This window comes from Chryseobacterium sp. IT-36CA2 (genome assembly GCF_949767875.1).
Classification (GTDB): Bacteria; Bacteroidota; Bacteroidia; order Flavobacteriales; family Weeksellaceae; genus Chryseobacterium.
In genome coordinates this window covers 862,792-887,843 of record NZ_CATKPG010000011.1, presented here as the reverse complement: position 1 = coordinate 887,843, position 25,052 = coordinate 862,792, and the positions used below count along the sequence as shown (strand labels likewise).

Below are 25,052 nucleotides of genomic sequence, written 5' to 3'. Positions count from 1 at the left end.
TATTTTTTTAGAGATTGCTTTGTCGCTTTCGCTCCTCGCAATGACAGAATATTACTGTTTTTCAAAACTTTTATAATGATTTTTGGTAAGGTATACATCACCATTTTGAGTGTAGATGATACGATCAGCATTTCTTCCGCCACAATGATAGTTTACATCTGCTTCAAAGTATTTTTCTCCATCTGGCAAACGTCCTTCTCTGTTTCCGAACTTATCTCCGCCAATCGCTTTTCCGGGAAGTACTTCACAAAGATTTCCTCTGGAAGGATCCCATCCCTGTTTTCTGGCTTCATTTTTCGTGATAAAATAATCCGGAAGCTTATGATTTTGCTTCACATAGCTGATTACCGTTTTTTCTTCTGTAAGCTGATCTATAGAAACCTGAGCAGATGAATTTCCATCTGAAGAGGTACTGCCATAGCTCACTGTTTCAGTCTTTACAGAATCCGCATGATCTTTCTTATCCTCAATAAAGTTTCTGTAGACGTACATTATTGACATTCCGAAAAGAAGTCCCAGACATATAAAAAATACTGATCTTATTTTACCGTTCATAACTTGTATTTTATGGAATAATATTTTTTAAGCTCTCCAATCTTCAGGAATATCACAAACCGGAATAGGATCCATTTTATGTTTTGCTGCTTTATGCATTCTATCAAAGATCAGAAACACTTCTTTATCTCTTCCTTCATAATCCTCGGCAGTTTTCGTCCCATATTCTTTCTGAATTTCTTCCAGCTCAGGATAAGTAGCACCAATCTGCTGCTCATCTGTTCTGTCCACATCCCAAAGTCCATCCGTAGGAATTGCTTCCTGAATGCTTTTAATTAAATTAAGCCCTTTGGCAAGTTGATACACTTCAGTTTTATAAAGGTCTGCGATTGGAGAAACGTCTACTCCACCATCTCCGTATTTTGTATAAAAACCAATTCCAAAGTCTTCAACTTTATTTCCTGTTCCACAAACAAGAAGTCCGTTCAGCTGTCCGTAATAGTATAATGTAAGCATTCTCAGACGCGATCTTGTATTGGCAAAAGCCAGTTTTTCGTTAGGATACAGATCATCTTTTACATCAAAAGTTTTGTATAATTCCTCAAAAGCAGGCGTTAAATCTACTGACATTGTTTCTACGTTAGGGAATCTTGATTTAAGGTCGTTCATATGATCCTGCGCACGGTCTACCTGATCTGCTTTCTGGCGGATTGGCATTTCGATCAATAATGTTTTCAGCCCGGTCATTGCTGCCAGTGTGGAAACTACTCCGGAATCTACTCCTCCGGAAACCCCGATTACATATCCGTTTACTCTTGCTTTTGCAGCATAATCTTTTAACCAGCTTACGATATGATCTATCACTTTTTGTGTCTGCATCGTTTATATTTTTTAGTCTATTCCAAATTCCTGAGGGTATTTCACCACTCCTTTTTTATCTTTTAATCCATCTTTTACCAATTCTACTGCCATTCCGTTTTCTTCCGGAATATCGAATGGAAAAGAAATTCCAAAATTACTCGTTTTTTTGTAACCAAAGCGTGGATAATATTTTTCGTGCCCGATTAATATCACAGATTCATATCCCAATTCTTTTGCGATATGATGTCCCTGAAGAATCAATTTTCCTCCAATCCCCTGACTTTGAAATTCAGGTTTCACGGAAACAGGCGCCAATGCAAGAGAATCAAACGATTCTTTGTTATTGATAATTTTAATTTTTGTGAACAGAATATGTCCTGCAATTGTACCATTTTCATCTTCTGCTACCAATGATAATTCCGGGATGAAGGCATCAGATGTTCTCAATTTTTCTACCAGAAACTGTTCCTGATGATCACTGTGTTCCATATCCTTAAAAGCCTCTTCTGTAAGCTGAAAGACCTGTTGATAGTCTTTTTTTTCTTCCTGTCGTATTATTATCATTTTTCACTATATTTTTCACGCTTCAACTCGTACCAGAAACAAATTCCGTCTGGTTCTTCAAATTCGCTGGTTTTTTCAAATCCTAATTTTCTTAAAATATGATTGGAAGCATCGTGTTCAGAATGAGCATAGGCGTAAATTACTTCCGCATTCAGGTCATTAAAACCATAATCCAGAGAAGCTATTCCAGATTCCACGGCATATCCTTTACCCCATGATTCCGGAAGAAAACGATAGCCCAGTTCCAATACATTTTTATAGCCATTCGTTTCATGCGTCAATAATTTTAAACCGCTCCATCCTATCAGAAGTCCGCTTTCTTTTTCTACAACTCCCAATCTTCCCACACCATTTTCCTCATATTGCTTCTGAATCATTCTGATTACATTTTTTGACTCATTGATATCCGTCAAAACCGGTACACCAATATATTTCATGACTTCAGGATCAGAATCCAGAAGAAATAGGCGTTCAAAATCTTCATCTTCTAATTTTCTTAAAATCAGTCGTTTTGTTTCTATTTTCATAATCATTAGTTTTTATTCTCCAACTCCAAAAATGGTCACCTCTGTTTTTGTTCCTTTTTTGATATCCAAGTCTTTTATCGTATTCCCGCTGATGTTCAGGGTTTGTAAGAGAGGATTACCAGAAATATCAATTTTTTGAAGTTTATTATGTTCCAGATTTAGTTTTCTTAATCTTTTGAACGGAGTCAGGTCTATTTTTTTTAATTGATTTAAAGATAATGTTAATTGATCAATTTTTGGAATCCCTGCCAGCGAAATACTTTCCAACAGATTATTATCCAGATATAGTGAGGTTAGATTTTTAAGGTTTTCTGCTTTGAATGAAGAGATTTTGCATCCTGTACACGAAAACAGTTCAAGCTGATCAAGATTATTTACCACAATATTAGAAATCGTATTATCATCCAGAACAATCATTTTCACGTTTTTAAAAAGACGCATATCTTCTGTAAAAGTAATTCCTTTCTGAACAAGGAATAGATTGGTAACCATTTCGGCTTCCTGAGATTCAAGGATTCCATTTTTATTCAGATCAAAATTTTCCAGTACTGCTTTTTCAAAGTTTTTATCTTTAAACTCAAGCTTTTGTCCAAAGAAAAGAGAAAGTCCTGAAATAATAAAGATAACTGTAAATATTTTAATTTTCATCATGAATTGTGCATTTAATCCTTATTTTTGTCAACTTAAATTCCATGTAAAAATAATGAAGATTTTTAGATATATTGCGCTTTCTTCTATTTTGGCTGCCGGACTTATTTCCTGCAAAAAAGAAACTGAAAATCAATGGAAGGTAGAAGTAAAACAGACTGCCGAAAAAGTTGATATCACAGATATTTCCAAAGAATTCTACAATCCGAATATTCCTTTGGATAAGTTTAAGGCTCAATTTCCATGGTTTCAGGGAAGTGTTTCTGATACTGATTTTGGAAAAAGAAGAGCTGATGCTGAAGAGATAAAAATATACAAGGAAGCTATTGGAAAAATAGATCAGACAAAGCTGCAAACGGAGCTTCAAAGTTTATTTTCACATATTAAATATTACTTTCCACAGTTTAAAAGTCCAAAAGTATATTTGTTCTCATCTGCCCTGCAAATGGTTCAGGATCCTATATTTTATGACGAAAAAGGTAATCTTTTATTTATAGACATCACCGGTTTCATGGGAGACGGAAATACCAATTATAAAGGATTGGAACTATATTTCCAGAAATCGATGAACCCACAGAATATTGTTCCGAAAGTATCCCAGCTTTTTGCTGAAAACATTGTAACAGAATCTCCTGATCACCAGAAATTCATTGATCAGATTATTCTGAACGGAAAGGTTATGATTCTTCAGGATGCTTTTCTTCCTGATACTCCTGATTATCTGAAAATGAATTATACCCAGAAGCAATATGACTGGGCAACGGGCAATGAAGCCAATATCTGGAACTATTTTGTAGAAAGCAATCTGATCTTCGGAGATGACCCAAGACTTGGAGAACGTTTTATTTCGCCGGGACCATTCTCGAAATTTTATACAGAGATTGACAATGAATCTTCACCACGAATCGGAATTTTTACAGGATGGCAGATTTGTAGGGCATACCTTAAGGAAAAGCCTGAAACAAAATTAACTGCATTCCTAAAAATGGATGCTACCACAATTTTTAATCAGTCCGGTTACAAACCAAAGTTAAAATAATTCTATAAAATTAAATATTTTAATCCTTTAGTATAAGCTAAAGGATTTTTTTTAAATAATATTTAAACACACATACTACTTTGTATTGCATACTACCTTTTTATTATATAGATTTGCATTAAATCAATCACACAATGAAAAATATTATTGAAATTCAAAACTTAAATTATGGATTTTCACAGAAGAAGAAAATTCTAAAAAACCTCAGTATTTCGATACCGAAAGGCAGTATTTTTGGTTTTCTGGGAGCCAATGGAGCAGGAAAATCTACAACAATGAAAATGCTTATAGGAAGTATTCCGGACGAAAAGAAAAATATACAAATTTTCGGAGAAAATCTTTCAGTACTTTATCCGGAGGGTTTTAACAGAATCGGAAGTCTTATCGACACTGCTACGTATTATGATCATTTATCCGGCTGGGATAATCTGATGATCATCTCTCAATTAAGAAGTCTTCCAAAATCGGAATGTGAAAGAGTATTGCATCTTGTAGACCTTTGGGAAAGCAGAAATCTGAAAATGAAGAAATATTCCTTAGGAATGAAACAAAGACTCTCCATTGCGATGACTCTTTTGGGGAAACCTGAACTGTTGATTCTGGATGAACCCGTCAATGGTTTGGATCCTAATGGAATGATGGAAATCCGTGAATTATTGATAAAACTTAATCGAGAAGAAGGAGTAACAATATTTATCTCAAGCCATTTACTGCAGGAAATTGAAAAAATGATTACTCATCTTGCCATTATTTCGCATGGAGAAATAAAATTTACTGGAAGCATAAAAGAATTGAATGAGTTGTACCGATACAATCACATCAAAATTGGATTGAATGATGCCCACAAGCATATGAGTGAAATCCCAGAGAATTATTCCCCCAAATTAATTGATGAGAATACAATAGAAATTACTTCCAAATCAAAGGAGGATATTATTGACCTTGTGAAAAAGCTGGTTTTAAAGAATGCTGAGATTTTTGAAATCAAAAGCAGCGCAGGCTTGGAAGATTGGTTTATGGAAATTACAAAAAATTAAAATCACACAAATGAAAAAATTAATCACTGCCATCAATATAGAATGGCTAAAAATAAAAGGTTTAGGGCTAGTTTACATGGCTATTGTATTAGGAGCATTAATACCGCTGATCAATTTTATTCCGTCTTTTTTTAACCCGGATAGTACTACTAAAGAATCATTTAAATATTCCATTTTTGAAGCAGCCATAGGTGGAGGTCCTTTGAAATATTTTACATTTTTCATTCTGCTTCTATTTCTGATCATTGCGGCGAACAGACTTGCACAAACTGATCATAAAAATAACGGATGGCAACTGATGGAAACACAGCCTGTCAATAAATTTCAGCTTTATTTTTCGAAATATATTATTTTATTATCCCTGAGCTTTATTTGCATTTTCTCCTATTTTACTTTTAATATAGTTTTATCGTTAACAGAATATTATATTCATCCAAATCCTGCAAAGCTACTGACCTTTGATGTATTATGGATGCTTAAAACCTATACAAGAATTGTCGCTGCTATTCTCGGAATTGCTGCGTTACAGCTATGTTTTTCTGTAGTTTTCCAGGGGTTTATCTGGTCTTTTCTTATTGGTGCATTAGGATTGGGGTCAAATATTTATTCAATAGTGGAAAAAAAAAGTTTCTTCTTTAATCCATACGGTTCATTATATACATTCTGGAATGCTCCGGAAATAAGAGATCTGAATCATTTTATTTCTCACTCAGAGTATATGAGCTTTTTCTGGATGGTTGTTTTCCTAACTATTGGATATTTCTGGTACAGTAAAAAAGGGTTTAAAAATGCTTTCCTTAACAATAAAAAACAAATTGCCATTTCAACGGTTCTATTAATTGCAGGAACTGGTCTACTCTACTTTATACAAAAACCAAAACCTTATAAAAACGGTGGATCAGAAACTTTAATCACGGGAACATTAACAACAAATCTTAAAATTGATTCTGTGAAAATTTTTTCAAAGGAATTTCATAAAAAAATAGGATCTGCTGCAGTTAAGAACAATTCTTTCAGTTGGTCTACCACTCAAAATCTTCCTTTAGATGAATATACCCTTCAAATCGGCAATAAAAACCTTGAGATTGTTATGGGAAATGGTGACTGGTTTGATTTCGACTTTAAATTAAATAGCACCAACATAGAATTTAATTTAAAATCAAATAGAAAATCTGATCAGGTTTATAATAACACTGAGAGTTCTTTCGGGACAGAATTTTATTATACTCTGAACAATCAGAATTTAAATAATAACCCAGCAAAATTTTATGAAATAGCTATGTCTGACTGGGAAAACAATAAAAGAATTTTAGATGATTATGCAGATGCTGAAAATAATGCCCTTTCAGAAGAATATAAGGCATATAGAAAACAACTAATGGCGGTTCAGTACCTGAATGAAATAAATAACTACAGAAAAATGACTTCGTGGTCTGATCCTAAATTTGCTGCTCCAAAAATATTTCTGAATGAACTCAACGGAAATATTTTAAAACCCACTCTGCTTTTGAGTAAAAATGATGATTATCTGCAATATAAATTGGATCAAATGCTTACAGATGATGATCAGCGTTCTAATCCGGACAGTATTTTATTTGTAAAAATCGACCGGCTGCCTAAAGGGCAGATGAAAGACCAGCTGCTATCCAAACATTTATTAAAAAGTCTTGATCTTCAAACCGAAAGCACGACAAGAAATAAGCTTTTTACAGCTCAGATTGGCAATGTGAATAATATTGACTATAAAAATTTGCTTCATGCAAAACTTGAACAGATTAACATATCTCAAAAAGGATCACCGTTTCAAGATTTGAAACTTCTACAGGATAATGGAAGTTTTCAAAATCTTTCAAAATATAAAGGAAAATATGTTGTAATAGATTTCTGGGCAACCTGGTGTGGTCCCTGCAAGCAAATCCGCCCTGTATTTGAAACAAGAAGTTATCAGTATAGAAATTATAAAAATATACAGTTTATTTCAATCAGTTTAGATCAGAATAAATCAAAATGGCAGAATTATATCAAGACAAAGTCTTCAAATATTCCACAATACTGGCTTGAAAATGCGGAACAATTCATGAATAAATACAAAATACAATATATTCCAAGATTTATCATTATTGATCCTGAAGGTAAAATATTTAACTTTAATAGCCCATTTCCTGATGAAGATAATTTTGTAGAAGCTTTAGATAAGCTGAAGAAGTATTAACTTTGCACGAAATTAGAAACAAAAGAAAGTTATGAGAAAAACTCAGATTACGATAGATGTAGAACTTGATGAAAATCACGTACCAGAAAACATCACATGGAACGCTCAGGATGGAGGTATTGAAAAACAAGATACTAAGGCAACGATGATTTCTGTTTGGGACGAAAAAACAAGAGAAGCTCTAAGGATAGATCTTTGGACCAAAGAAATGCCTGTAGATCAAATGAAAATGTTTATCCATCAGATTTTAATATCTTTAGGAAGTACCTACCAGAGAGCAACAGGTGAAGAGGACGTAGCACAATGGATGGAAGAAATTGCAGAAGAGTTTGCTGTAAAATCTGCTATTAAGTAAAAAAAATAAATATGCAATAAGCTTTAGGCAGTAAGCGGTAAGCTTTTTGCATTTAGCTAGAGCAAATTTTAATAAAAACAATTAGTATTAGGCAGTAATTATATTGTTTAATGCTAAAAGTCTAAAAGCAAAAAATTATGAATTTTAATACAAAAGTAATTCACGGAGGGCAGCACCATGAGTCTGCAACAGGTTCTGTAAATGTACCTGTATTTTTAACCTCTACATTTGCACAGAAAAGCCCGGGTGTACATTCCGGATATGAATATTCAAGAGCTGCCAATCCTACAAGACAGGCATTGGAAGATTCTTTGGCAAGTATTGAAAACGGAGCTAGAGGTCTTGCTTTCGGTTCTGGTCTTGCTGCCATCGACTGTGTTTTGAAATTATTAAATCCAGGCGATGAAGTAATTGCCGTAGATGATCTTTACGGAGGAACTTACAGAATGTTCACAAGACTTTTCGAAAAATATCAACTGAAGTTTACTTTCGTGAATTTTGATGATGTTTCTAAAATTGCGGATGTTATTACTGATAAAACAAAACTGATCTGGGTAGAGACACCAACGAACCCATTGATGAAATTAGTTGATATCAAAGCAGTTGTAGACATTGCTAAAGGAAAAGATATTTTAGTGGCTGTAGATAATACTTTTGCAACACCTTATATCCAGAGACCCATTGATCTGGGAGCTGATATTGTAATGCACTCTGCTACGAAATATTTAGGAGGACACTCTGATGTGATTGCAGGAGCTCTTATCGCTAAAGATGCTGAATTGGGAGATAAGCTTCACTTCATTCAGTTTGCAAGTGGTGGTATTTTAGGACCTCACGACTCTTATCTTGTATTGAGAGGGATCAAAACGTTAGCACTAAGAATGCAGAGACATTCAGACAATGGTCTTGCGGTAGCAAAATACCTTGAAACCCATCCTGCTGTAGATAAAGTAATTTATCCTGGATTAGAATCTCACCCTCAGTATGAATTGGCAAAGTCTCAAATGAAAGAATCAGGTGGAATGGTTTCATTCACTTTTAAATCCGGAAAGAAAGAAGATGCTGTCAAATTCTTAGAAAAAGTAAGAGTATTCACCCTTGCTGAATCTTTAGGAGGGGTAGAATCTTTGGCTAACCACCCTGCTCTGATGACACATGCTTCAATTCCTGCAGAAAAACGTGCAGAACTGGGAATCACAGATGACCTTGTTCGTTTAAGCGTAGGTATTGAGGATGCAGAAGATCTTATTGCAGATCTTGAGAAAGCTTTTTCTTAACATACATAAACTAAAATGAGAAGGGTTATCAAATCCTTCTCATTTTATTATAACACCACCCATACTCAATACTATGAAAAATACAAGAAAAGCAGTTCTTTCTGACTTACCACAACTAGCAGAATTATTTGATCAGTACAGAATATTTTATCATAAAACATCAGATATTCCCGCTGCAGCCAATTTTCTTCAGGAAAGGCTTGAAAATAAAGATTCTGAAATTTTTGTTGCTGAAGAAAATGGTTTACTGACAGGTTTCGTACAATTATATCCTATTTTTTCATCTACAAGAATGCAACGTTACTGGCTACTGAATGACCTCTACGTGAATGAGATTCATAGAGGAAAAGGATATTCTAAAGAACTGATTGAACAATCTAAAGACCTCTGCCGTTCTTCAAAAGCCTGCGGTATTCTTTTAGAAACAGGAAAAAGTAATGATATAGGGAATCAACTTTACCCCGCCTGTGGTTTTGAACTGTATGATTCCGTGAACTTCTATGAGTGGAGTAATTCATGAGTAATAAGTAATTTTATTTTAATATCTAAATTACCTTCTTTACATCAATACCCAATAACCCGAAACCTAAAATAAAAAACAAAACCTGATATGAGCGAATTTCAAAAATACATCCAGAGATATTTAGATCAGATTCCAGCCGGAGACTGGTTGAACGAATTAAAAATATCGGCTGACAAAACCATAGGAATTTATTCCAACCTTACTGAAGAACAGTCTAACTTTGCTTACGCAGAAGGAAAATGGACTTTGAAAGGACTACTACTCCACTTATCTGATACAGAAAGAGTTTTCCAATACAGAATATTAGCTTTCGCCAGAGGAGAAAAAAAGAATCTTCCGGGATTTGATGAAAATGAATATGCAGACCAATCTTTTGCAGATGAAAGAACCCTTGAATCTCTTCTGGAGGAATATAAACTGGTAAGAAAATCTTCTCAGATTTTATTAGAAACACTTCATCCTTACGCTTTACAGAACACAGGTACAGCCAATGGCCATGAAATTACCGTGGAAACCATCGGAAAGCTTATTGTAGGTCACAATTACCACCATCTGAATATTATTGAGGAAAGGTATTTATCTAAGTTGGGATGGATGTAGGAAAACGAATTCCCTTTGTCAGCCTGTTAATTTTTGTACTCTCTCTTTGTTTTACAGCCTTTAAAGTTGAAGATATGGGAGAAATCAAAGATTATAAATCATTTGAAGCTTTTCTTATAGGTCCGATTAGTTTTTTAGGCGGGGGCTTATTTGAATTTCTGGTATGGACAGCTAATATATGGTTCTTTATTGCAGTTATATTCTTCTATAAAAGAAATTTTTCAATTGCATTGATTTTGGCTACAATCGCTTTTTTAATTGCAGGAACATTTTTTTTCTGGAAGGAAATTTTAGCTGCAGAAAATGGAAGAATGGGAAGAATATACAGTTTGGAACCTGGTTATTTTCTATGGATCACTTCTACTTTATTTTTAATCGTTGGTTCGTTTTATTTAATTATAAAATCCAAACTTACCAGTAATAAAATGTCATTCTAATTTCCAATGAGGTCACTAACAAATTTAAAGATCACTGAGAGTATTCAATCTAAAAAATTAGTTTTTGAAGAAAGCTCATATGATAAGTTTGATGCTATTTCAATCTATTTGGGTTTTTCAGTATTAGCAGGGATTTCTTTATTCATTTTAAAAGAAGTGACTCCTTCTCTTAATAATAGTCTAGAATATTCAATTCTTATAGGTTTATTCATCTTTAGTGTATATGTATTTTACTGTAAATCCACCGAAAAATATTTAAAGCAAATTACATTTAAGATTCATAAAGAAGAAGCAAAAAAGAGAATCATTGAGTATGGGAAAAAATATCATTATAGAATTTCAAAGATTTCAGGAAATCTGATTTTCCTTAATGAGCCCAGTGATATTTACAGCTTGGGTAAAGATTATGAACAGACTACCATTATTTTCTTTAAAGATAATGCCATTCTTTATACTCTGATTAAAGAAGCTTCGCGTTCAAATTTCCCAGTACTACTTTCTCAACATCTGACCAAAAGGGATTTCAAAAAAATATTGCAATCAAACTATATTGAGCCTGCAAAGCACACAACTTATTTTAATTCTTTTTTTCATGGTTTATAATCATTGTGAGTATATGATTTAGCCCCATCCGCCACATTTACATCCCAATTTTTTGCCTAAAATTCATAGATTTTCTACCTTTATCCATTCTTTGAATTCACATACAATTATGGAACATATTATTGAAATATTAAAATCCGGCGGAACAATTCTTTATCCTACAGATACCATCTGGGGAATTGGTTGTGATGCCACCAATATAGAAGCAGTCAATAAAATTTTTGACATCAAAAAGCGCGAAAAAAATAAATCCATGATCATCCTTGTTGAGTCAGAGAAAAGACTTCAGGATCTTGTGGATGTTCCTGAGATGGCCTGGGAAATTATTGATCTCAGCGAAAAACCGGTAACGATTGTTTATGAAAATCCAAAAGGTTTACCTAAAGAACTTCTTGCAGAGGACGGAAGCATCGGAATCCGATTGGTAAAAAATGATTTCTGTAAAAAACTGATCACAAAACTGAACAGACCTTTAGTATCTACTTCTGCCAACTTCAGTGGTGAGAAAAGTCCTTTGAAATTCTCTGATATATCTGAAGAGATGATCAGCCTTGTGGATTATGCCGTAGAAGAAGACAGAGAAAAAATTTCAAAATATTCAGGTTCTTCGGTGATCAAAATATGGAGTGACAATAGAATAAAAGTGCTTCGGGAATAAGAATCCTGAGTTTTTATATATACTTTTTAGAGTCTTGCCCGTTCATATCGGCAGGATTTCTTTTTTTTAGTTCTATCTTTGCAAACTCAACTCATAAATTATTTGCTATGAATCATCAGGAATTTGCTCAAATGTGGGTTAATGCATGGAATTCTCATGATTTAGAGGATATACTCTCCCATTATTCGGATGATATTGAGATCTCAACTCCCATGATTGCTTTGGCTACAGGCGGTAAAGAAAGTTCTTTACAAGGAAAAGAAGCTGTCCGCGAATACTGGAGAAAGGCTTTGGAAAAATTTCCGGATCTCCATTTTGATCTTATTCATTCCACAGCGGGAGTAGATTCGGTAGCATTATTTTATAAGTCGATTATGGATAAACATGCTGTTGAAGTCATGTTTTTTAATGAAGATGGAAAAATTAGTAAAATGTATGCTCATTATGATTAATGGGTAACATACGTAGAAATTGTCACTATTATTAACGATGAAAATTAATCTTAATCAAAATAAGAATTTAAAACTATTTAAAATAATTTCTGAAGCAGCAGAAAGGAATAACCAATCCGTATATATTGTGGGCGGTTATGTACGTGACCTTCTGATGAACAGAAAAGTTTCCACAGATATAGACTTTGTAACAGAACAAAGCGGTATTGAACTTGCTCAAAATGTAGCGCAGGATATAGATCCTAAATTAAAGGTTTCCGTATTCAAAACGTATGGTACAGCCATGATCAAGTATAAAGACCTTGAGCTTGAGTTTGTGGGAGCAAGAAAGGAAAGCTATACTGAAAACAGCCGAAAACCGGAAGTAGAAGGCGGAAGCCTGGAAGATGACCAGAAACGAAGAGATTTCACCATCAATGCGATGGCAATTTCTTTAAATAAAGAGAACTTCGGAGAACTGGTAGATCCTTTCAATGGGATTGAAGATCTTGAAAAAGAAATCTTAAGAACACCTCTAGAACCTGCCCAAACTTACTCTGATGATCCGTTGAGGATGATGAGAGCCGTACGTTTTGCTTCAACTTTAAATTTTAAAATCGAGGAAAACTCTCTGCAGGCTATCCAGCAGGAAGCAGAAAGAATCAAGATTGTTTCTATGGAAAGAATCATGGTAGAATTCAATAAAATTATGCTTTCTGAAAAACCTTCTGTCGGATTAAGGCTAATGGAACAAACCGGTCTTATGAAACTGGTTATCCCTGAACTGATAGAACTGAAAGGAGTGGAAGAAGTAGAGGGACAAACTCACAAGGATAATTTTTACCATACTTTAGAGGTTGTAGATAATATTTCTGTGAATACAGATAATCTTTGGCTTCGCTGGGCTGCCCTACTCCATGATATTGGAAAAGCACCTACAAAAAAGTTTGTGGAAGGAACCGGATGGACGTTTCACGGACACGAATTTTTGGGTTCAAAAATGGTAAAAACACTTTTCCAAAGATTAAAACTGCCTTTGGGAAGTGACATGAAATACGTACAGAAAATGGTAAAGCTTTCATCAAGACCCATTGCTCTGATCACTGATGATGCTTCAGATGCTGCATTAAGAAGGCTTTTATTTGATGCCGGTGAAAACCTTGAAGACCTTTTTACCCTTTGCAAGGCAGATATTACCACCAAAAACTCTAAAAAACAGGAGAAATTCAAAAGAAATTTTGAATATGTAGCAGTAAAAATCAAAGAGGTGGAAGAAAAAGATCAGGTAAGAAACTTCCAGCCACCCATTACCGGTGAGGAGATTATGGAAATGTTTAATCTTAAACCAGGCCGTGAAATTGGTATTTTGAAAGAAAAAGTAAAAGAAGCTATTTTGGAAGGCGAAATTCCTAATGAAAAAGAAGAAGCCACAAAGTTTGTCATTGCTGAAGCTGAGAAACTGGGATTAACAATCTGATTCAACAGATAAATAATAAAATAGAAAAAGCCCGGCGGGATGTTCCATCCCGCCGGGCTTTTTTATAGAGGTATAAAAACAAAGCCGGCCGGCTTCAAAAGAAACCGACCGGAAAAAAACACAAATGATGAAAAAATAAAAAATTATATTTTTAGAAGTATAAATTACTATGGATTCAGGAAAGTTCCGTTAGCTCCAAGACCTCCTGTTTTAACAGATCCCATTTTGTTACCTGTAGATGCTGAATATATTACCATTTCACTTTCTGCTGTAAATTGCTTAACATCTGATGCAAAGATTCTTCCGTCAATAACGTTAAATCCATAAAGAGTAAAATAAGGTCCACCATCTGCAGCAGTTAATAATGGGGTTGTAGGAATTGCAGGTGTAGCTAAACCTGTTGTATACACTTTGTTTCCAGAGCTGAAGTAGATTTTATCGTTATCAATCTGAAGGTTTGTAGCATTTGGAATTCCTGTCAGCGTAATTACCGGCGTCATAGCTCCTGTGCTTGAAATCTTATAAATGTAAGAATCTGCTGTTGTTGAAGAAACTGTATAAACATTAGATTTGTATGAAATAGTACTGTTAATCTTTCCATTAGGAACAGTAATTTCAGTTTTACTATCATTAGAAGTATTGATATAAGTAATCATATTTCCAAATCCTGATGTAGCATTCTGCACAAAAACATTTCCACCTGCTTCTACAGTTTTATCAGCTCCGCCTGTCATGGTAATTTTGCTTACAAATGAATTATCAGAAACTTTATATTTCGTTACACTTGTTGCATTCGTAGAGAAATTCAGGTTGGCAACATAGATAAAGTCATTCGCAAAAGTAATTCCTCTTGGGTTATCAATCTGGTCCGTAATTACAGCTAATCTTTTGAATGTATAACGGTCTACTACAACAATTTTATTTGAGTTGTTGATGACAAGATAAGCCTTGTTTCCATTAAGACCGATAGTCTGAAGAACGTCACCCAGAATTTCTTTATTGTTGTTATATCCATACACATCGTCCTGTTTCAAGCTTAAATCTCTTGTCAGGAATGTTACTTTAGCACCCTGGCTGTTGAAATTCCCTTCATTAGCAATAAAATATCCGTTCTGATAAGTGATCGGAGAGACTTCAAATTCCTGAGAATCACTTGTACATGAAGAAATGTTAAACAATAACACTACTGCAAATAGGACAGTTAAAAGTTTAGTTATTTTCATAATTTATTCAATTTTAATTTTTAAAAATTTATTGCTGCGTATACGCTATAATTTCTTTTGGGTAAAGGATAAAAAGAAACTGTTTTATAATAAGTATCCGTAAGATTATTCACTTTAAACCCTAAGGTATATTTTTTTTCTAAAGTTGCAGAAACACCCATATTTAAAAGAAAATAAGGATCTATAGCATCTGATCTCTTTTCATCACTTGTGGTATAGGTAATACCATTCAGGAGTGCCTGAGCAAAAAACTTAAAGAAACCATATTCATAATCTACATTTACATTTCCTCTGTGCATAGGAACGTAAGGTCTTTGCATCTTTGTTTCTTTGTCAATAGATTTTGCATAATAGTATCCTGCATTCGCGCGGATTTTATGATTGCCCAGCTGTTTGCTGAAAGACAGTTGAGATTCCAGTCCGTAAGATTCAGATTTATTGACATTGAATGCCTGCCAGTAGCCCAAAGCAGTTGGAAGCCATACAATAAGATCGGTCACATTCATATAATAAGGAGACAAAGTAAGTCTGAAATCCCCTACTTTGAATTCATTTGTCATATCTACCTGAGTAGAAGTTTCCGGTCTTAAATCTTTATTTCCTCCCGGTTCATAATAAATATCATTGAAGGACGGATATCTGAAGTTTTTTGACACATTCACACTTACATCATACCATTTTGCAGCACTCCATTTTCCGGAGAATGAATACATCAACGGTGAGTTTACATCTTCCACAAAATCTTTCTTGAATCCACCTTCAAAACGAAGGTCTTTCGTCGCAAAATACCTCAACAATCCTGATATTGAGCCCACATTTCTGCTGACACTGGCTATTCCGCTTTGGTATCCTTCTCCTTTATTGATCTGAAATTCTCCGATAATATTAAAATTCCATTTTGAATTCAGGAAATAATTGAAATCATTTTTAAAAATATAATTCTTCCCTGTTCCGCCACTGGATTTAGGCAGATTTAATGAACCGAAATACTGAAAATTCTCCTCTGTATAAGCCGCTTTAAGGGAATTGCTGAACTTTGCTTTGTTCCAGTCCCAGGAAAGAAGACTTCTTACACTTTGCGTTTTATATTTCGTTTTTGTTCCCGTTTCCTCATACACAGGATAATGCTGTGAAGAATCAAAAAACTGGCTCTGCCACGAAATTTTATGATCATTCGTTATTTTATAGGATGCTCCTACATTGAATGTTGTATTGTAATAATTTCCGTTTCTGTTGATGTAATTCAGATCACTTACCTTATAATTATTTTCACTTACAGAATAATTTCCGGAAGCTTTAAAACTGAACTTATCATTGCTGTAAGAACCTTTTATAAAATTATTATAGGTATTAAAAGAAGCGACTTCTGAAAATAAGGAACCATGGAACCCTTTATTAAAATCAAGGGTATTATTCAGGTGGATACTTCCTCCGATAGCACCACTTCCGTATATTACACTTCCTCCGCCGGCTTTTATTCCGATCTGATCGTAGCCAAACAAAGCAATATTATTGATATCTCCCTGTCCCAAAAAGTTGGAATTGATATTAATTCCGTTCCATACAAAAGCGGTCTGCTGTGCGGTAGTTCCTCTGAAAGATGGTGAAGAAACAGCACCACGGCCATTTTCTTTGATAAAAACCTGCGACTGAAATCTCAGGAGTTCGGAAAGGTTACTGGAGTTTTTCTCAGCATCTTCTGCCGAAATTGTTTTTACAGGATGAAAAAGCTTCACCCTATTCATCTGGTTGTCGAAGACATAAATAGTATCTATGGCTTTCTCTTGTCCAAAAAGAAAACAGCCATATGATGAAAAAAGCAGTACTAAAGATCTTTTTATATCCATACTTTTTTACTTTTCCTCCGAAAGCAATATGTTTTTTAATTATAATTCTGGCAGGTCTCCTGACTTTCGCATTCTGCTCCTTCCCGTTTTAAGACAGTGGCTTTTTGCAGAAACTTTTGTTGCGATTTACAGTTGCGGGGACAGTCCGGGAGTTACACCCGATTCCCTTTTCATTCCAAAATACTGGAAACCAAAATTTTTGCAAAGATAGTTTTTTATATGTATTCGCCAAAAAACCACCCTACGCTTAAAAAAACCTATCTTTTTAATTCAGTAAATAAAAAAGAACAGCCGCTTTCAATATTGAAAACGGCCATTCATCCCACTACTTTACTATTTATATATGTTATTTTTTTATAAACTTATAGCTTTCCTGTTTTCCTTCCTTCAAAGAATATCTAAGAATATAGTCTCCTTTTGACAAGGATGAAACATCAATCTGCCCTTCAACAGTATTGAATGTTTTCACCCTTTGTCCAACCAAATTATAAATTTCAGCTTTCTCTATTCTTCCTTTTCCTTTAAAATAAAGCATATCAGCTGTCGGATTAGGATAAATACCTATGCTGTTTTTCTCTTTTACAGTATCGTTCACTGATAAAAACGCTGTAATATCCAGATAGAAAGCGATCATCTGCCCTGAAGCATTCGTCCCTGTTCCGGCAATTTTCTTTCCGTCCTGTGAAATGGCCAAAGGAAGTCCCATCGTTACTCCATTGGTTGCAATTCCTAAGGATACGGCATAATCATTCAGATTGATCCTTCCGGTAGATGAAGTCCAGATAAAGCCTTCTCCCGACATAGGAGGTGCTCCAAATGCTCTGTAAAATCCAATTACCACTTTCCCATCAGCCGAAATCCCTGTTGCCCCTCCTTTGAAACTGAATGAGGCATTAGGATGTGTTATATAAGTAAGTCCGCTTACAGCATTCCATACATAGGGATTAGGGTTTGCTGACCCTATAATGGTATTCCCGTCTGCAGAAATTCCACCTGCTTCGCCTACATTATTTCCGTTATTATCAGTAATAAAGCTTTCTACCCCATCCTGCCATTTTGCACCGCTTCTGGTACCTGTTGGTTCATCCTGCCACCCAACAATCACCGTTCCCGCTGCATTGATGGCATTGGCTCTTGAGCTGCGTCCAGGAACCATACTTCCCAAATCTACCATTCCGTTTGCCTCATCCCATTTTACAGCGTGTGCATTTGCTGCGGTAAGAAAACCCAGACCTACAATGGTATTTCCGTTTGTAGTCATTCCCCAGGTAGAGCTTACACTTCCGTCCCATCCGGTGGGAACAAGCCCTCCTCTGTTTACCCAGGTAGAACTCGCTACATCATAAGTTGATATTTCATTGAATCCCGTGGCCGCATTGGTAATGGAAGACGAGATTTTAGTTCCGTCATTGGAAACAATAGTTCTTCCCGCAGCCGGATATCCGTTTGATATTGAACCTATCTGTACAAGTCCCCCGGCAGTATCCCATTTGTAGACTCCTCCGGCACTTGTATGCATACTTACCACTCCATTATCCGAAACTGCTCCTACATTATAATTTCCTAAACCTATTACAGTAAGCTGAGCTTCCGCAATACTAAAATTCAGGAAAAAACAAGCGGTCAATATTTTCATTGACATTCTGTAAAAATTTTTCATATTTTATTATATTTAGGCTTTCGAATTGGTGAAAACAATATTAATACAATATTCACCCTTCTAAAAGAAATAGACTTTCATAATTCGTGAATTTCAAAAGAATTTAATTTTTAAAACACTAATAAACAACAACATAAGAATAAACTTTTTGAATATGGATTTTACCGGAATTATTCAAAAAAACACAAAAAACAAATTATTTACTCATCAATTATTTCACAACAACAGAAGAATCCTACTGTTTGTTTTCATTTTCAGCTCTCTTTTTATCAGTGGACAGTCTGGTCCGGACTTTACTATTTTAGTCGATAAGGCTTTTCTTAAACTCTATCAGAACTCAGATGAATGTATAAGTTATACTCAGGGAATTCTCGTGAGTGATCAGAATACGGAACATAAAATTGTTCTCCAAAACATTATTTCACAAGCATATGCTATGAAGGGCGATTATGTACAATCAGTGAACATTTTTGCTCAAAATGAAGATACTGATCAAAAAAACGGACTTTCTTATTTCATGCAGATTTTCAGTGGTTATAATCTTGCGGATCAATATCAAAATCTGGGTTTATACAATCAGTCAAAAAGGATTATCAGTCATCTTTTATCTGATCAGAAACTTCTTAAAAGCACTGATCCGGCTCTGAGAATCACCACGGCAAAGTTGTACCAGCTTCAGGCATTAAACTCAGGAATCAACAGGGACTATCCTATGGCTTTACAAAATCTGGATAAAAGCAATCAATACCTCAGCGATCATAATGAAGAGAACAAAATTTTAAAAATAGAAAACAAAATTTTCCAGGCTTCTTATCTGCTGAAACAAAATAAACTAACGGAATATAAAACACTTATAGACAGTATTATTTCAGATCTTGAACATCAGAAAAGCAAACCCTTTCTGCTAGGATTGGCTTACGAAAATCTTTCCCAATATTATTTTCTGAAACAGGATTATACAACAGCCATTGAAAAGCTGGAAACCAGACTTGCATTAATTGAAAACCTGCCTTTTAACAATTTAAAAATTAAAATTTACGAGTCACTTTCCCACAACTATTACGCGATTCATAATGATACAAAATACCATCAGTATAATAAACTTTACAATGATTTAAAGGCAAAAACGGATTCAAGTTCCAAAGAAGGAATACGATATCTTATAAAACTTGTTGAAAGCAACCAGAATAAGAATATAGAATTTCAAAAACATATACTTCTAAGATCTTCTTCGTCTTTAATATTCGTTTTATCATTCATTATTATTGCCTTGTTTACTTATTTTTTATTCATTAAAAGCAAAAATAAAGACTTAAAAAAACAGTTTGATTTCTTTAAAAAGCAAATCATCCAGAAACCTCAACCGGTTATCCTAAACAAAACGCCTGCAGTAGCAAAAGATTCCGGATCTGCGAAAATTTCAAAGGAAAAAGAGGATGAAATTCTCCAAAAGCTTGAGGAATTTGAAAAATCTGACGGATACTTAAATAAAAATATGTCTTTATCTCTGCTTTCTTCTCAAATGGAAATCAATACAAGATACCTTTCGGAAGTCATCAACAATAAGGAGAAAAATTTTAACGGAGATATTAATAAACTCAGGATTAATCATATTGTACAGCTCTTAAGAAATGATGCAGCTTTTCTTAATTATAAGGTAAGCTATCTTGCGGAATATTCAGGATTTTCGTCACACAGTGCTTTTACCACCGTTTTCAAATCTGTTACCGGAATGTCTCCCAATGTTTATATTCAGGAAATCAGTAAAACCAAAGCTATATGAAACCGTTTTTTAAAATAACCCTCTTATTCCTGTTTTGTTGTATTACTTTCACGAAAGCACAAAAGGTGCCAGACAGCGTCTTAATAAAAAAGGCTAAACTTGAAATTTATGATAACCCTGATAACACCATTAAAATTGGAGAACAGTTATTAAAGAAATCTCCTGATATCAAGACCTCTATTAGTCTCTACATGCTTCTTTCAACGGCCAATATTGCTAAAAGAAATTTTGATAGATCTTTAAAATATATTTTAAAAGCAAAAGAACTTTCTCAGAAAACCAATGACCCAAAAAGTCAGGCAGGAGTTCTTATCTCAGTCGCTATTCAGTATCAGCAAATGGAACTTTTCAGCAAATGCCTTGAAACGCTGAATGAAGCAGATCAGTATATCGAAAAAATTCCGGAAAAGAACCCTGAAAAATATATTGAAACTGCCGCCAGCTACGCGATAAAGGGAATGGTATATAAAAGCCAGTCGAATCCGGAAATTGCTTTGGAAAAGTTACTGATCTCGATACAGAATTATGATAAAGTTCCCGTGAAGAAAACCACCTATTCCAATATGAGTGTGGTGTACTACAATATCGGTTACTGTTATCTTAATCTCAATCAAATAGATAAAGCACAGGAGGCATTTTTGCAAGCTATCAACTATGCCCGAAAGAATTATGCTAAAAGCCTGGAAGCATTTGCATTAAAAGGAATTTCTGAAATACACAAACAAAGACATGAAAATCAATCTGCTATTAATCTTTTATTAAAAGCTGAAATCCTTTGTAAAAACACAGGAGATATCATCCTGAATGAAGGGCTTTACAAGGAATTAGCCGAAAATTATCTTGCGATGGGACAGCAGAATCTCTATCAGCAGTATAATAAAAAATCCTTAGAAATGCGCTTTAAAAGAAAGCAGAATGAATTGAAATCTATTAATCAGGTAATCGACAATCACAATAAGGAAACTTCTTTAAAAAGTGAAAAACTGAAGTCTTATTATCGTTACATTAAAATAGGTGCAGTACTGCTGGGAGGTGTTTTGATCATTATTCTTTTATATTTTATTGTCAAAATAAGAAAACAGAATAAAAAGTTTCATAAAGAGATTCAGCAAATGATAAGAAACTCATAAGCGATAAAAACAAAAAACATTCCGGGATGGAATGTTTTTTATATTGTAGTAATTTAAACTTATCAAAAAAATGTTAGTTGAACCATTAAGGATAATTTAAGAAATAAAGTATAGTTAAGATAAATCGTTCTGATTTTTAAGCTTAAAGCGGAGTCTATCTTAATACTCTTAACACCTTAATACAATCTTAATGGTTCCAAAAATTTTTAAACAGAGGTTTGTTCTATAATCTTTAATTATCTGCCAATAACTTCCGTAATCGGGTTTCCTACATTTCCGCTTGGGAACTGAATTTTCAATAAAGAAGATACCGTAGGCGCAATATCTGTCATATGGTATTCTTTGTTACTTTCTCCCTGCTTCACACCCCATCCCATAAAGATTAATGGAATATGAGAATCATAAGAGTTCCAAACGCTATGTGTGGTTCCTGTTTTAGAATATGGCGGAAGCATAGAGTCATGAGAAATTAACTGGATATCTCCACTTCTCTGTCTGTTGATCCCGTTGATAATTCTTTGTTTGATAGGCTCCGGAATGCTTGACTCCTGCACTTTATCTACAGAAACAGCATATAAAACCGTAGGATCCTTCTCAATTTCTTTTACCGCAAAATTTCTTACATCATCCAATTCAAGCTTACTGTCTGCCAATACTTTTCTGTCAAAATAAATCTGGTAGTTATCAATAGCGTTGATCAGTTTATCTGCACCAAATTTCTCTTTCAGTTTTTGGTTCAGATTCTTTTCTGCATCTTCACCGAAGAAACCTGTCGGAATTTTATGTTCTTTCAGGAATCCTACAGAATGTGCTCCACCATGGTCAGCAGAAAGGAAAACAGTATACTCCCCTTTTCCTACTTTTGAATCCAGATATTTGAAGAATTCTGCTAAATCCTGATCTAATCTGATATAAACATCTTCTACTTCAATAGAATTCGGACCAAATTTATGCCCGGCATAATCTGTAGAAGCAAGGTTGATCGCTAAGAAGTCTGTAATATTATCTCCACCCAGTTTTTCACCTTCTACAGATGCTTCTGCCAGCTTCAGTGTCAGTGTATTTCCGAAAGGTGTATAACGGATATTATCTTTTTTAGTCTGATAATCCTTTGCTAAATTGCTGTAAGGGAATGTAGGCGTTTTTGCACTTCCCAAAAGACCTTCCCAAGAGGAATTGTCTGGTGCACTTTCTGTATATTCGTTGATTGGAAGTAAGGTATTCCAACCGTTGGCTACTAATTTTTCAGGAAGATTCTGAGAATTAAATGATTTTACCCACTGAGGAAGATCATTCATGTACCATGTACTGGTAATGAAATTTCCTGTGCTGTCATCAAACCAGAAAGCTCCGTTTGGTGTATGTCCTGCAGGAAGAATTGAGGCACGGTCTTTCAAAGAAACCCCCACTACTTTTCCCTGAAAGTTGGTTGCCAGTCTCAATTCGTCAGTCACTGTTGTAGACCAAAGGTTTTTTGGAGAGTGGCTTCCAATTTTTGTATTGGTAGTTCCTACGGGCTGAACGCTCTCATCCGCGGTACAGTAAACCCCTTTACCGGTTTCTTTATCCGTCCAGTCGTTTCCTGCAATCCCGTGAATTGCCGGTACAGATCCTGTATAGATACATGTATGTCCCAAAGCAGTAATGGTAGGTACATACGGAATATGTACGTTATTCAAAGAATATCCTGTATTCAAAAGTCTTTTGAAACCGTCATTTCCATACTTACTATAAAAACGGTACAAATAGTCCCAACGCATCTGGTCTACTACCAGACCTACGACTAATTTAGGTCTTTCCAGTTGAGTATTTCTGTTCTTCTGTGCATTGATTGTAACTACGGACAATAAAGTAGCTGCCGCAATTGAAATGTTCCTAAGCATCCAAGTAAATTTTTATTGCCAACAAATTTAAGGGTTTTGAAAGTTTTGGAGTGTGAAATTTTATTTAATTTTGATTATTCTACAATTCATCAATCAATCTGCTATGATTCTAGGCGCATACTTACACTTTAAAGAAAATTTGGCAGAAAAAATAGTAAAAAATCTCAACACTATCATTTAAAAATCTATTCAAAAATTCAATAACTTAAAAATATTTGACGTGGAAATAAGAAAATTACAAAAATTGACTTACAACCCAAGTATAGATTGGGGACTTAATGGCTATACAACAGAAATTATCTATTCAGTTTCCTCTATCGAATTTGGAGGAGCCTTTGAATTTATTTTAAAGGAAAAACCTTTACCTTATAACAAAATATGGGACACAACTTCTGAAGATATTGAAGAGCTCAATACCATTATTGAACAGGAAAACTCTTTCGGTGCTTATGTACATGAAGAACTTGCCGGCTGGATCATTTGTGAACACAGAACATGGAACAACAGTTTTTATATTGAAAATATCCTTATCGATGAAAAACACAGACGGGAGGGAATCGGTATTATGCTGATTAAAAGTGCCATTAAAGAAGCCCGAAAACTACACTGCAGAGTTATTGAACTGGAGACTCAAAATACCAACTATCCTGCCATACAGTTCTACAGAAGAATGGGATTTAATATAACGGGACTGAATACAAGGCTTTACAATAATTCAGAAGAGCTCGCTCTTTTTATGACTTTAGATCTGGAATAAATTAATGATAAAATTGATATTATAATAAATCATCTACTCTTTATTAATTAGAACACTTGTCGGTGTTCTAATTTTTCTATACATTAGTAATCAACAAATTAAAATATGATTACTATGAAAAATTTAAAAAAATTAAAGAGAAATCAGCTTGTTCTGATCAGTGGTGGTGACACTCCGTACGCAGTATGTGATATAGATGGCAACTGCCCTCCAACTATAGGTTCTTACTATTGTAGTGATGGTACTTGTTACAGAGTTTCCGGAGGTGGTGGTGGTAATCCCGGATGTAATGAACCAATGCGTCTTTGCCAGGAATGGGAAACCGGATGCGGATGCGTTTATATGTAAAAAATATTTGTCAGATAAAATTTTGTTGAGGGCGGTTTTTACCGCTCTTTTTGATTTTATAAAATGATATCAATCTTATAATATGCTACATTTTTATTAATTTCGCGAAAGCTTGATTACCATAAATGGATACTAAGAAAAATGTGCTGGAAAAAATGTCAAGCCAGGAACTTGAAAAGTACATCAAACCCAATAGTAAATTTGTTCCGCAGGCAGTACATTATGCTTATGAAATCTTACAGTCAAGAGGAAGAAAATTCACTGATGAAGAATCTGCACAGATTACCTCCAGAACGGTTGACCTCGGCAAGAAACAGGAAATAATAATACATCCAAACCATACAAAAGCTTCCCATATTATGTATTTATGCGGGGCATTAGGCATTGCAGGATTTATCTGGTCTTATGATCCTTTCAATTCCGGGTTATCTATTTTTGTCGGAACGGCAACATTAGCCTTTATTTTTGGAATGGGATATCTTATAGGAAAGGGAAATGAAGTGGTAAAATATATTCTTATCATCACTTTTGCATTGGGCCTTTTTGGTCTTCCTTCCATTCTCACCAATCTGTTTATCAACCCTGTACTAGGAATAATCAGTATCATACAGACAATCTTACAAATCTGGGTCATTATCCTGTTGGTAAGAATTCCAAAGAACAGCCAATCATAATTT

The 25,052-nt window shown here is 34.6% G+C and carries 26 protein-coding genes and 1 riboswitch; of the genes, 17 read left to right on the top strand and 9 right to left on the bottom strand.

Translation table 11 applies throughout. The features are described from left to right. Nucleotides 1–51: 51 nt before the first annotated feature. Genes ACM6F9_RS04870 through ACM6F9_RS04850 form a run of 5 tightly spaced genes read right to left on the bottom strand, consistent with a single transcriptional unit; the run spans nt 52 to nt 3,098 of the window. The gene (locus ACM6F9_RS04870; RefSeq protein WP_414844656.1) at nt 52–555 is read right to left on the bottom strand and encodes a ribonuclease domain-containing protein; all 504 of its coding nucleotides are present in this window, start codon (nt 553–555) and stop codon (nt 52–54) included. A gap of 27 nt (nt 556–582) precedes the next feature. Next, the gene (nadE, locus tag ACM6F9_RS04865) at nt 583–1,374 is read right to left on the bottom strand and encodes an NAD(+) synthase (protein WP_414844655.1); all 792 of its coding nucleotides are present in this window, start codon (nt 1,372–1,374) and stop codon (nt 583–585) included. A gap of 12 nt (nt 1,375–1,386) precedes the next feature. Beyond that, nucleotides 1,387–1,920: a GNAT family N-acetyltransferase gene (locus tag ACM6F9_RS04860; protein ID WP_414844654.1), complete on the bottom strand. Its 534-nt coding sequence runs from the start codon at nt 1,918–1,920 to the stop codon at nt 1,387–1,389. Next, nucleotides 1,917–2,447 carry a GNAT family N-acetyltransferase gene (locus ACM6F9_RS04855; protein WP_414844653.1) on the bottom strand — a complete coding sequence of 177 codons (531 nt, stop codon included), beginning with the start codon at nt 2,445–2,447 and terminating at the stop codon, nt 1,917–1,919. The genes ACM6F9_RS04860 and ACM6F9_RS04855 overlap by 4 nt, the downstream gene beginning before the upstream one ends. Before the next feature lie 12 nt (nt 2,448–2,459). After that, the gene (locus tag ACM6F9_RS04850; protein ID WP_414844652.1) at nt 2,460–3,098 is read right to left on the bottom strand and encodes a leucine-rich repeat domain-containing protein; all 639 of its coding nucleotides are present in this window, start codon (nt 3,096–3,098) and stop codon (nt 2,460–2,462) included. A 52-nt stretch (nt 3,099–3,150) separates the two neighbouring features. Here ACM6F9_RS04850 and ACM6F9_RS04845 point away from each other — a divergent pair, with 52 nt between their 5' ends. The 12 genes from ACM6F9_RS04845 (at nt 3,151) to ACM6F9_RS04790 (ending at nt 13,744) form a co-directional block, all read left to right on the top strand. Beyond that, a complete protein-coding gene (locus ACM6F9_RS04845; protein WP_414844651.1) occupies nt 3,151–4,134 on the top strand; it encodes a gliding motility protein GldB in 984 nt (327 codons plus the stop codon). A gap of 134 nt (nt 4,135–4,268) precedes the next feature. Next, nucleotides 4,269–5,171: an ABC transporter ATP-binding protein gene (locus ACM6F9_RS04840; RefSeq protein ID WP_414844650.1), complete on the top strand. Its 903-nt coding sequence runs from the start codon at nt 4,269–4,271 to the stop codon at nt 5,169–5,171. 10 nt (nt 5,172–5,181) lie between these two features. Next, nucleotides 5,182–7,383 (top strand): thioredoxin-like domain-containing protein, encoded by a 2,202-nt coding sequence (locus tag ACM6F9_RS04835; RefSeq protein WP_414844649.1) that lies wholly within the window; start codon nt 5,182–5,184, stop codon nt 7,381–7,383. Between the two features lie 31 nt (nt 7,384–7,414). Beyond that, nucleotides 7,415–7,738, top strand: coding sequence for a gliding motility protein GldC (gldC, locus tag ACM6F9_RS04830; protein ID WP_121488652.1), 324 nt, complete (start codon nt 7,415–7,417; stop codon nt 7,736–7,738). 137 nt (nt 7,739–7,875) lie between these two features. After that, nucleotides 7,876–9,015 (top strand): cystathionine gamma-synthase, encoded by a 1,140-nt coding sequence (locus ACM6F9_RS04825; RefSeq protein ID WP_414844648.1) that lies wholly within the window; start codon nt 7,876–7,878, stop codon nt 9,013–9,015. A gap of 73 nt (nt 9,016–9,088) precedes the next feature. Continuing rightward, complete coding sequence (locus tag ACM6F9_RS04820) at nt 9,089–9,535, top strand: GNAT family N-acetyltransferase (protein ID WP_414844647.1); 447 nt, start codon at nt 9,089–9,091, stop codon at nt 9,533–9,535. A 90-nt stretch (nt 9,536–9,625) separates the two neighbouring features. Next, nucleotides 9,626–10,138, top strand: a complete 513-nt coding sequence (locus ACM6F9_RS04815; protein ID WP_414844646.1) for a DinB family protein — start codon at nt 9,626–9,628, stop codon at nt 10,136–10,138. Next, nucleotides 10,129–10,575 carry a hypothetical protein gene (locus ACM6F9_RS04810; RefSeq protein ID WP_414844645.1) on the top strand — a complete coding sequence of 149 codons (447 nt, stop codon included), beginning with the start codon at nt 10,129–10,131 and terminating at the stop codon, nt 10,573–10,575. The genes ACM6F9_RS04815 and ACM6F9_RS04810 overlap by 10 nt, the downstream gene beginning before the upstream one ends. A 6-nt stretch (nt 10,576–10,581) precedes the next feature. Beyond that, complete coding sequence (locus ACM6F9_RS04805) at nt 10,582–11,178, top strand: hypothetical protein (protein ID WP_414844644.1); 597 nt, start codon at nt 10,582–10,584, stop codon at nt 11,176–11,178. 109 nt (nt 11,179–11,287) lie between these two features. Continuing rightward, on the top strand, nt 11,288–11,836 hold the full coding sequence (locus ACM6F9_RS04800; protein ID WP_414844643.1) for an L-threonylcarbamoyladenylate synthase: 549 nt from the start codon (nt 11,288–11,290) through the stop codon (nt 11,834–11,836). Between the two features lie 107 nt (nt 11,837–11,943). Then, a complete protein-coding gene (locus tag ACM6F9_RS04795; protein ID WP_414844642.1) occupies nt 11,944–12,288 on the top strand; it encodes a nuclear transport factor 2 family protein in 345 nt (114 codons plus the stop codon). Nucleotides 12,289–12,325: 37 nt separating this feature from the next. Beyond that, a complete protein-coding gene (locus ACM6F9_RS04790) occupies nt 12,326–13,744 on the top strand; it encodes a CCA tRNA nucleotidyltransferase (protein ID WP_414844641.1) in 1,419 nt (472 codons plus the stop codon). A gap of 167 nt (nt 13,745–13,911) precedes the next feature. Here ACM6F9_RS04790 and ACM6F9_RS04785 read toward each other — a convergent pair whose 3' ends face one another. From ACM6F9_RS04785 to ACM6F9_RS04775, 3 genes are all read right to left on the bottom strand, one after another. Then, nucleotides 13,912–14,967 (bottom strand): YncE family protein, encoded by a 1,056-nt coding sequence (locus ACM6F9_RS04785; protein WP_414844640.1) that lies wholly within the window; start codon nt 14,965–14,967, stop codon nt 13,912–13,914. A 20-nt stretch (nt 14,968–14,987) separates the two neighbouring features. Continuing rightward, on the bottom strand, nt 14,988–16,814 hold the full coding sequence (locus ACM6F9_RS04780) for a TonB-dependent receptor plug domain-containing protein (RefSeq protein WP_414844639.1): 1,827 nt from the start codon (nt 16,812–16,814) through the stop codon (nt 14,988–14,990). A gap of 31 nt (nt 16,815–16,845) precedes the next feature. Next, a riboswitch (cobalamin riboswitch) is annotated at nt 16,846–17,024 on the bottom strand. Nucleotides 17,025–17,160: 136 nt separating this feature from the next. After that, complete coding sequence (locus ACM6F9_RS04775; protein ID WP_414844638.1) at nt 17,161–18,474, bottom strand: T9SS type A sorting domain-containing protein; 1,314 nt, start codon at nt 18,472–18,474, stop codon at nt 17,161–17,163. A gap of 154 nt (nt 18,475–18,628) precedes the next feature. On the opposite strand from ACM6F9_RS04775, the gene ACM6F9_RS04770 reads away from it, so the two are divergent. Both ACM6F9_RS04770 and ACM6F9_RS04765 read left to right on the top strand, forming a co-directional pair. Then, complete coding sequence (locus ACM6F9_RS04770; protein WP_414844637.1) at nt 18,629–20,257, top strand: helix-turn-helix domain-containing protein; 1,629 nt, start codon at nt 18,629–18,631, stop codon at nt 20,255–20,257. Beyond that, nucleotides 20,254–21,387, top strand: a complete 1,134-nt coding sequence (locus ACM6F9_RS04765; protein ID WP_414844636.1) for a tetratricopeptide repeat protein — start codon at nt 20,254–20,256, stop codon at nt 21,385–21,387. Before ACM6F9_RS04770 ends, ACM6F9_RS04765 begins: the two co-directional genes overlap by 4 nt. Nucleotides 21,388–21,623: 236 nt before the next feature. Here ACM6F9_RS04765 and pafA read toward each other — a convergent pair whose 3' ends face one another. Beyond that, nucleotides 21,624–23,270, bottom strand: a complete 1,647-nt coding sequence (gene pafA, locus ACM6F9_RS04760) for an alkaline phosphatase PafA (RefSeq protein WP_105701796.1) — start codon at nt 23,268–23,270, stop codon at nt 21,624–21,626. Between the two features lie 220 nt (nt 23,271–23,490). Here pafA and ACM6F9_RS04755 point away from each other — a divergent pair, with 220 nt between their 5' ends. From ACM6F9_RS04755 to ACM6F9_RS04745, 3 genes are all read left to right on the top strand, one after another. Further along, complete coding sequence (locus ACM6F9_RS04755; RefSeq protein WP_414844635.1) at nt 23,491–24,027, top strand: GNAT family N-acetyltransferase; 537 nt, start codon at nt 23,491–23,493, stop codon at nt 24,025–24,027. 114 nt (nt 24,028–24,141) lie between these two features. After that, nucleotides 24,142–24,375, top strand: a complete 234-nt coding sequence (locus tag ACM6F9_RS04750) for a hypothetical protein (RefSeq protein ID WP_414844634.1) — start codon at nt 24,142–24,144, stop codon at nt 24,373–24,375. A 125-nt stretch (nt 24,376–24,500) separates the two neighbouring features. Then, nucleotides 24,501–25,049: a hypothetical protein gene (locus ACM6F9_RS04745; RefSeq protein WP_414844633.1), complete on the top strand. Its 549-nt coding sequence runs from the start codon at nt 24,501–24,503 to the stop codon at nt 25,047–25,049. The last annotated feature ends 3 nt before the right edge of the window (nt 25,050–25,052 follow it).

Excerpts from the sequence above, each read along its gene's own strand:
- ACM6F9_RS04815 (WP_414844646.1), top strand. The coding sequence starts at position 9,626 with ATGAGCGAATTTCAAAAATACATCCAGAGATATTTAGATCAGATTCCA.
- pafA (WP_105701796.1), bottom strand. The coding sequence starts at position 23,270 with ATGCTTAGGAACATTTCAATTGCGGCAGCTACTTTATTGTCCGTAGTT.
- ACM6F9_RS04795 (WP_414844642.1), top strand. The coding sequence starts at position 11,944 with ATGAATCATCAGGAATTTGCTCAAATGTGGGTTAATGCATGGAATTCT.
- ACM6F9_RS04855 (WP_414844653.1), bottom strand. The coding sequence starts at position 2,447 with ATGAAAATAGAAACAAAACGACTGATTTTAAGAAAATTAGAAGATGAA.
- ACM6F9_RS04860 (WP_414844654.1), bottom strand. The coding sequence starts at position 1,920 with ATGATAATAATACGACAGGAAGAAAAAAAAGACTATCAACAGGTCTTT.
- ACM6F9_RS04745 (WP_414844633.1), top strand. The coding sequence starts at position 24,501 with ATGGATACTAAGAAAAATGTGCTGGAAAAAATGTCAAGCCAGGAACTT.
- ACM6F9_RS04785 (WP_414844640.1), bottom strand. The coding sequence starts at position 14,967 with ATGAAAATAACTAAACTTTTAACTGTCCTATTTGCAGTAGTGTTATTG.
- ACM6F9_RS04870 (WP_414844656.1), bottom strand. The coding sequence starts at position 555 with ATGAACGGTAAAATAAGATCAGTATTTTTTATATGTCTGGGACTTCTT.
- ACM6F9_RS04845 (WP_414844651.1), top strand. The coding sequence starts at position 3,151 with ATGAAGATTTTTAGATATATTGCGCTTTCTTCTATTTTGGCTGCCGGA.
- ACM6F9_RS04835 (WP_414844649.1), top strand. The coding sequence starts at position 5,182 with ATGAAAAAATTAATCACTGCCATCAATATAGAATGGCTAAAAATAAAA.
- ACM6F9_RS04805 (WP_414844644.1), top strand. The coding sequence starts at position 10,582 with ATGAGGTCACTAACAAATTTAAAGATCACTGAGAGTATTCAATCTAAA.
- gldC (WP_121488652.1), top strand. The coding sequence starts at position 7,415 with ATGAGAAAAACTCAGATTACGATAGATGTAGAACTTGATGAAAATCAC.
- ACM6F9_RS04820 (WP_414844647.1), top strand. The coding sequence starts at position 9,089 with ATGAAAAATACAAGAAAAGCAGTTCTTTCTGACTTACCACAACTAGCA.
- ACM6F9_RS04790 (WP_414844641.1), top strand. The coding sequence starts at position 12,326 with ATGAAAATTAATCTTAATCAAAATAAGAATTTAAAACTATTTAAAATA.
- ACM6F9_RS04780 (WP_414844639.1), bottom strand. The coding sequence starts at position 16,814 with ATGGATATAAAAAGATCTTTAGTACTGCTTTTTTCATCATATGGCTGT.
- ACM6F9_RS04750 (WP_414844634.1), top strand. The coding sequence starts at position 24,142 with ATGAAAAATTTAAAAAAATTAAAGAGAAATCAGCTTGTTCTGATCAGT.
- ACM6F9_RS04765 (WP_414844636.1), top strand. The coding sequence starts at position 20,254 with ATGAAACCGTTTTTTAAAATAACCCTCTTATTCCTGTTTTGTTGTATT.
- ACM6F9_RS04810 (WP_414844645.1), top strand. The coding sequence starts at position 10,129 with ATGGATGTAGGAAAACGAATTCCCTTTGTCAGCCTGTTAATTTTTGTA.
- ACM6F9_RS04825 (WP_414844648.1), top strand. The coding sequence starts at position 7,876 with ATGAATTTTAATACAAAAGTAATTCACGGAGGGCAGCACCATGAGTCT.
- ACM6F9_RS04800 (WP_414844643.1), top strand. The coding sequence starts at position 11,288 with ATGGAACATATTATTGAAATATTAAAATCCGGCGGAACAATTCTTTAT.
- ACM6F9_RS04840 (WP_414844650.1), top strand. The coding sequence starts at position 4,269 with ATGAAAAATATTATTGAAATTCAAAACTTAAATTATGGATTTTCACAG.
- ACM6F9_RS04850 (WP_414844652.1), bottom strand. The coding sequence starts at position 3,098 with ATGATGAAAATTAAAATATTTACAGTTATCTTTATTATTTCAGGACTT.
- ACM6F9_RS04775 (WP_414844638.1), bottom strand. The coding sequence starts at position 18,474 with ATGAAAAATTTTTACAGAATGTCAATGAAAATATTGACCGCTTGTTTT.
- ACM6F9_RS04770 (WP_414844637.1), top strand. The coding sequence starts at position 18,629 with ATGGATTTTACCGGAATTATTCAAAAAAACACAAAAAACAAATTATTT.
- nadE (WP_414844655.1), bottom strand. The coding sequence starts at position 1,374 with ATGCAGACACAAAAAGTGATAGATCATATCGTAAGCTGGTTAAAAGAT.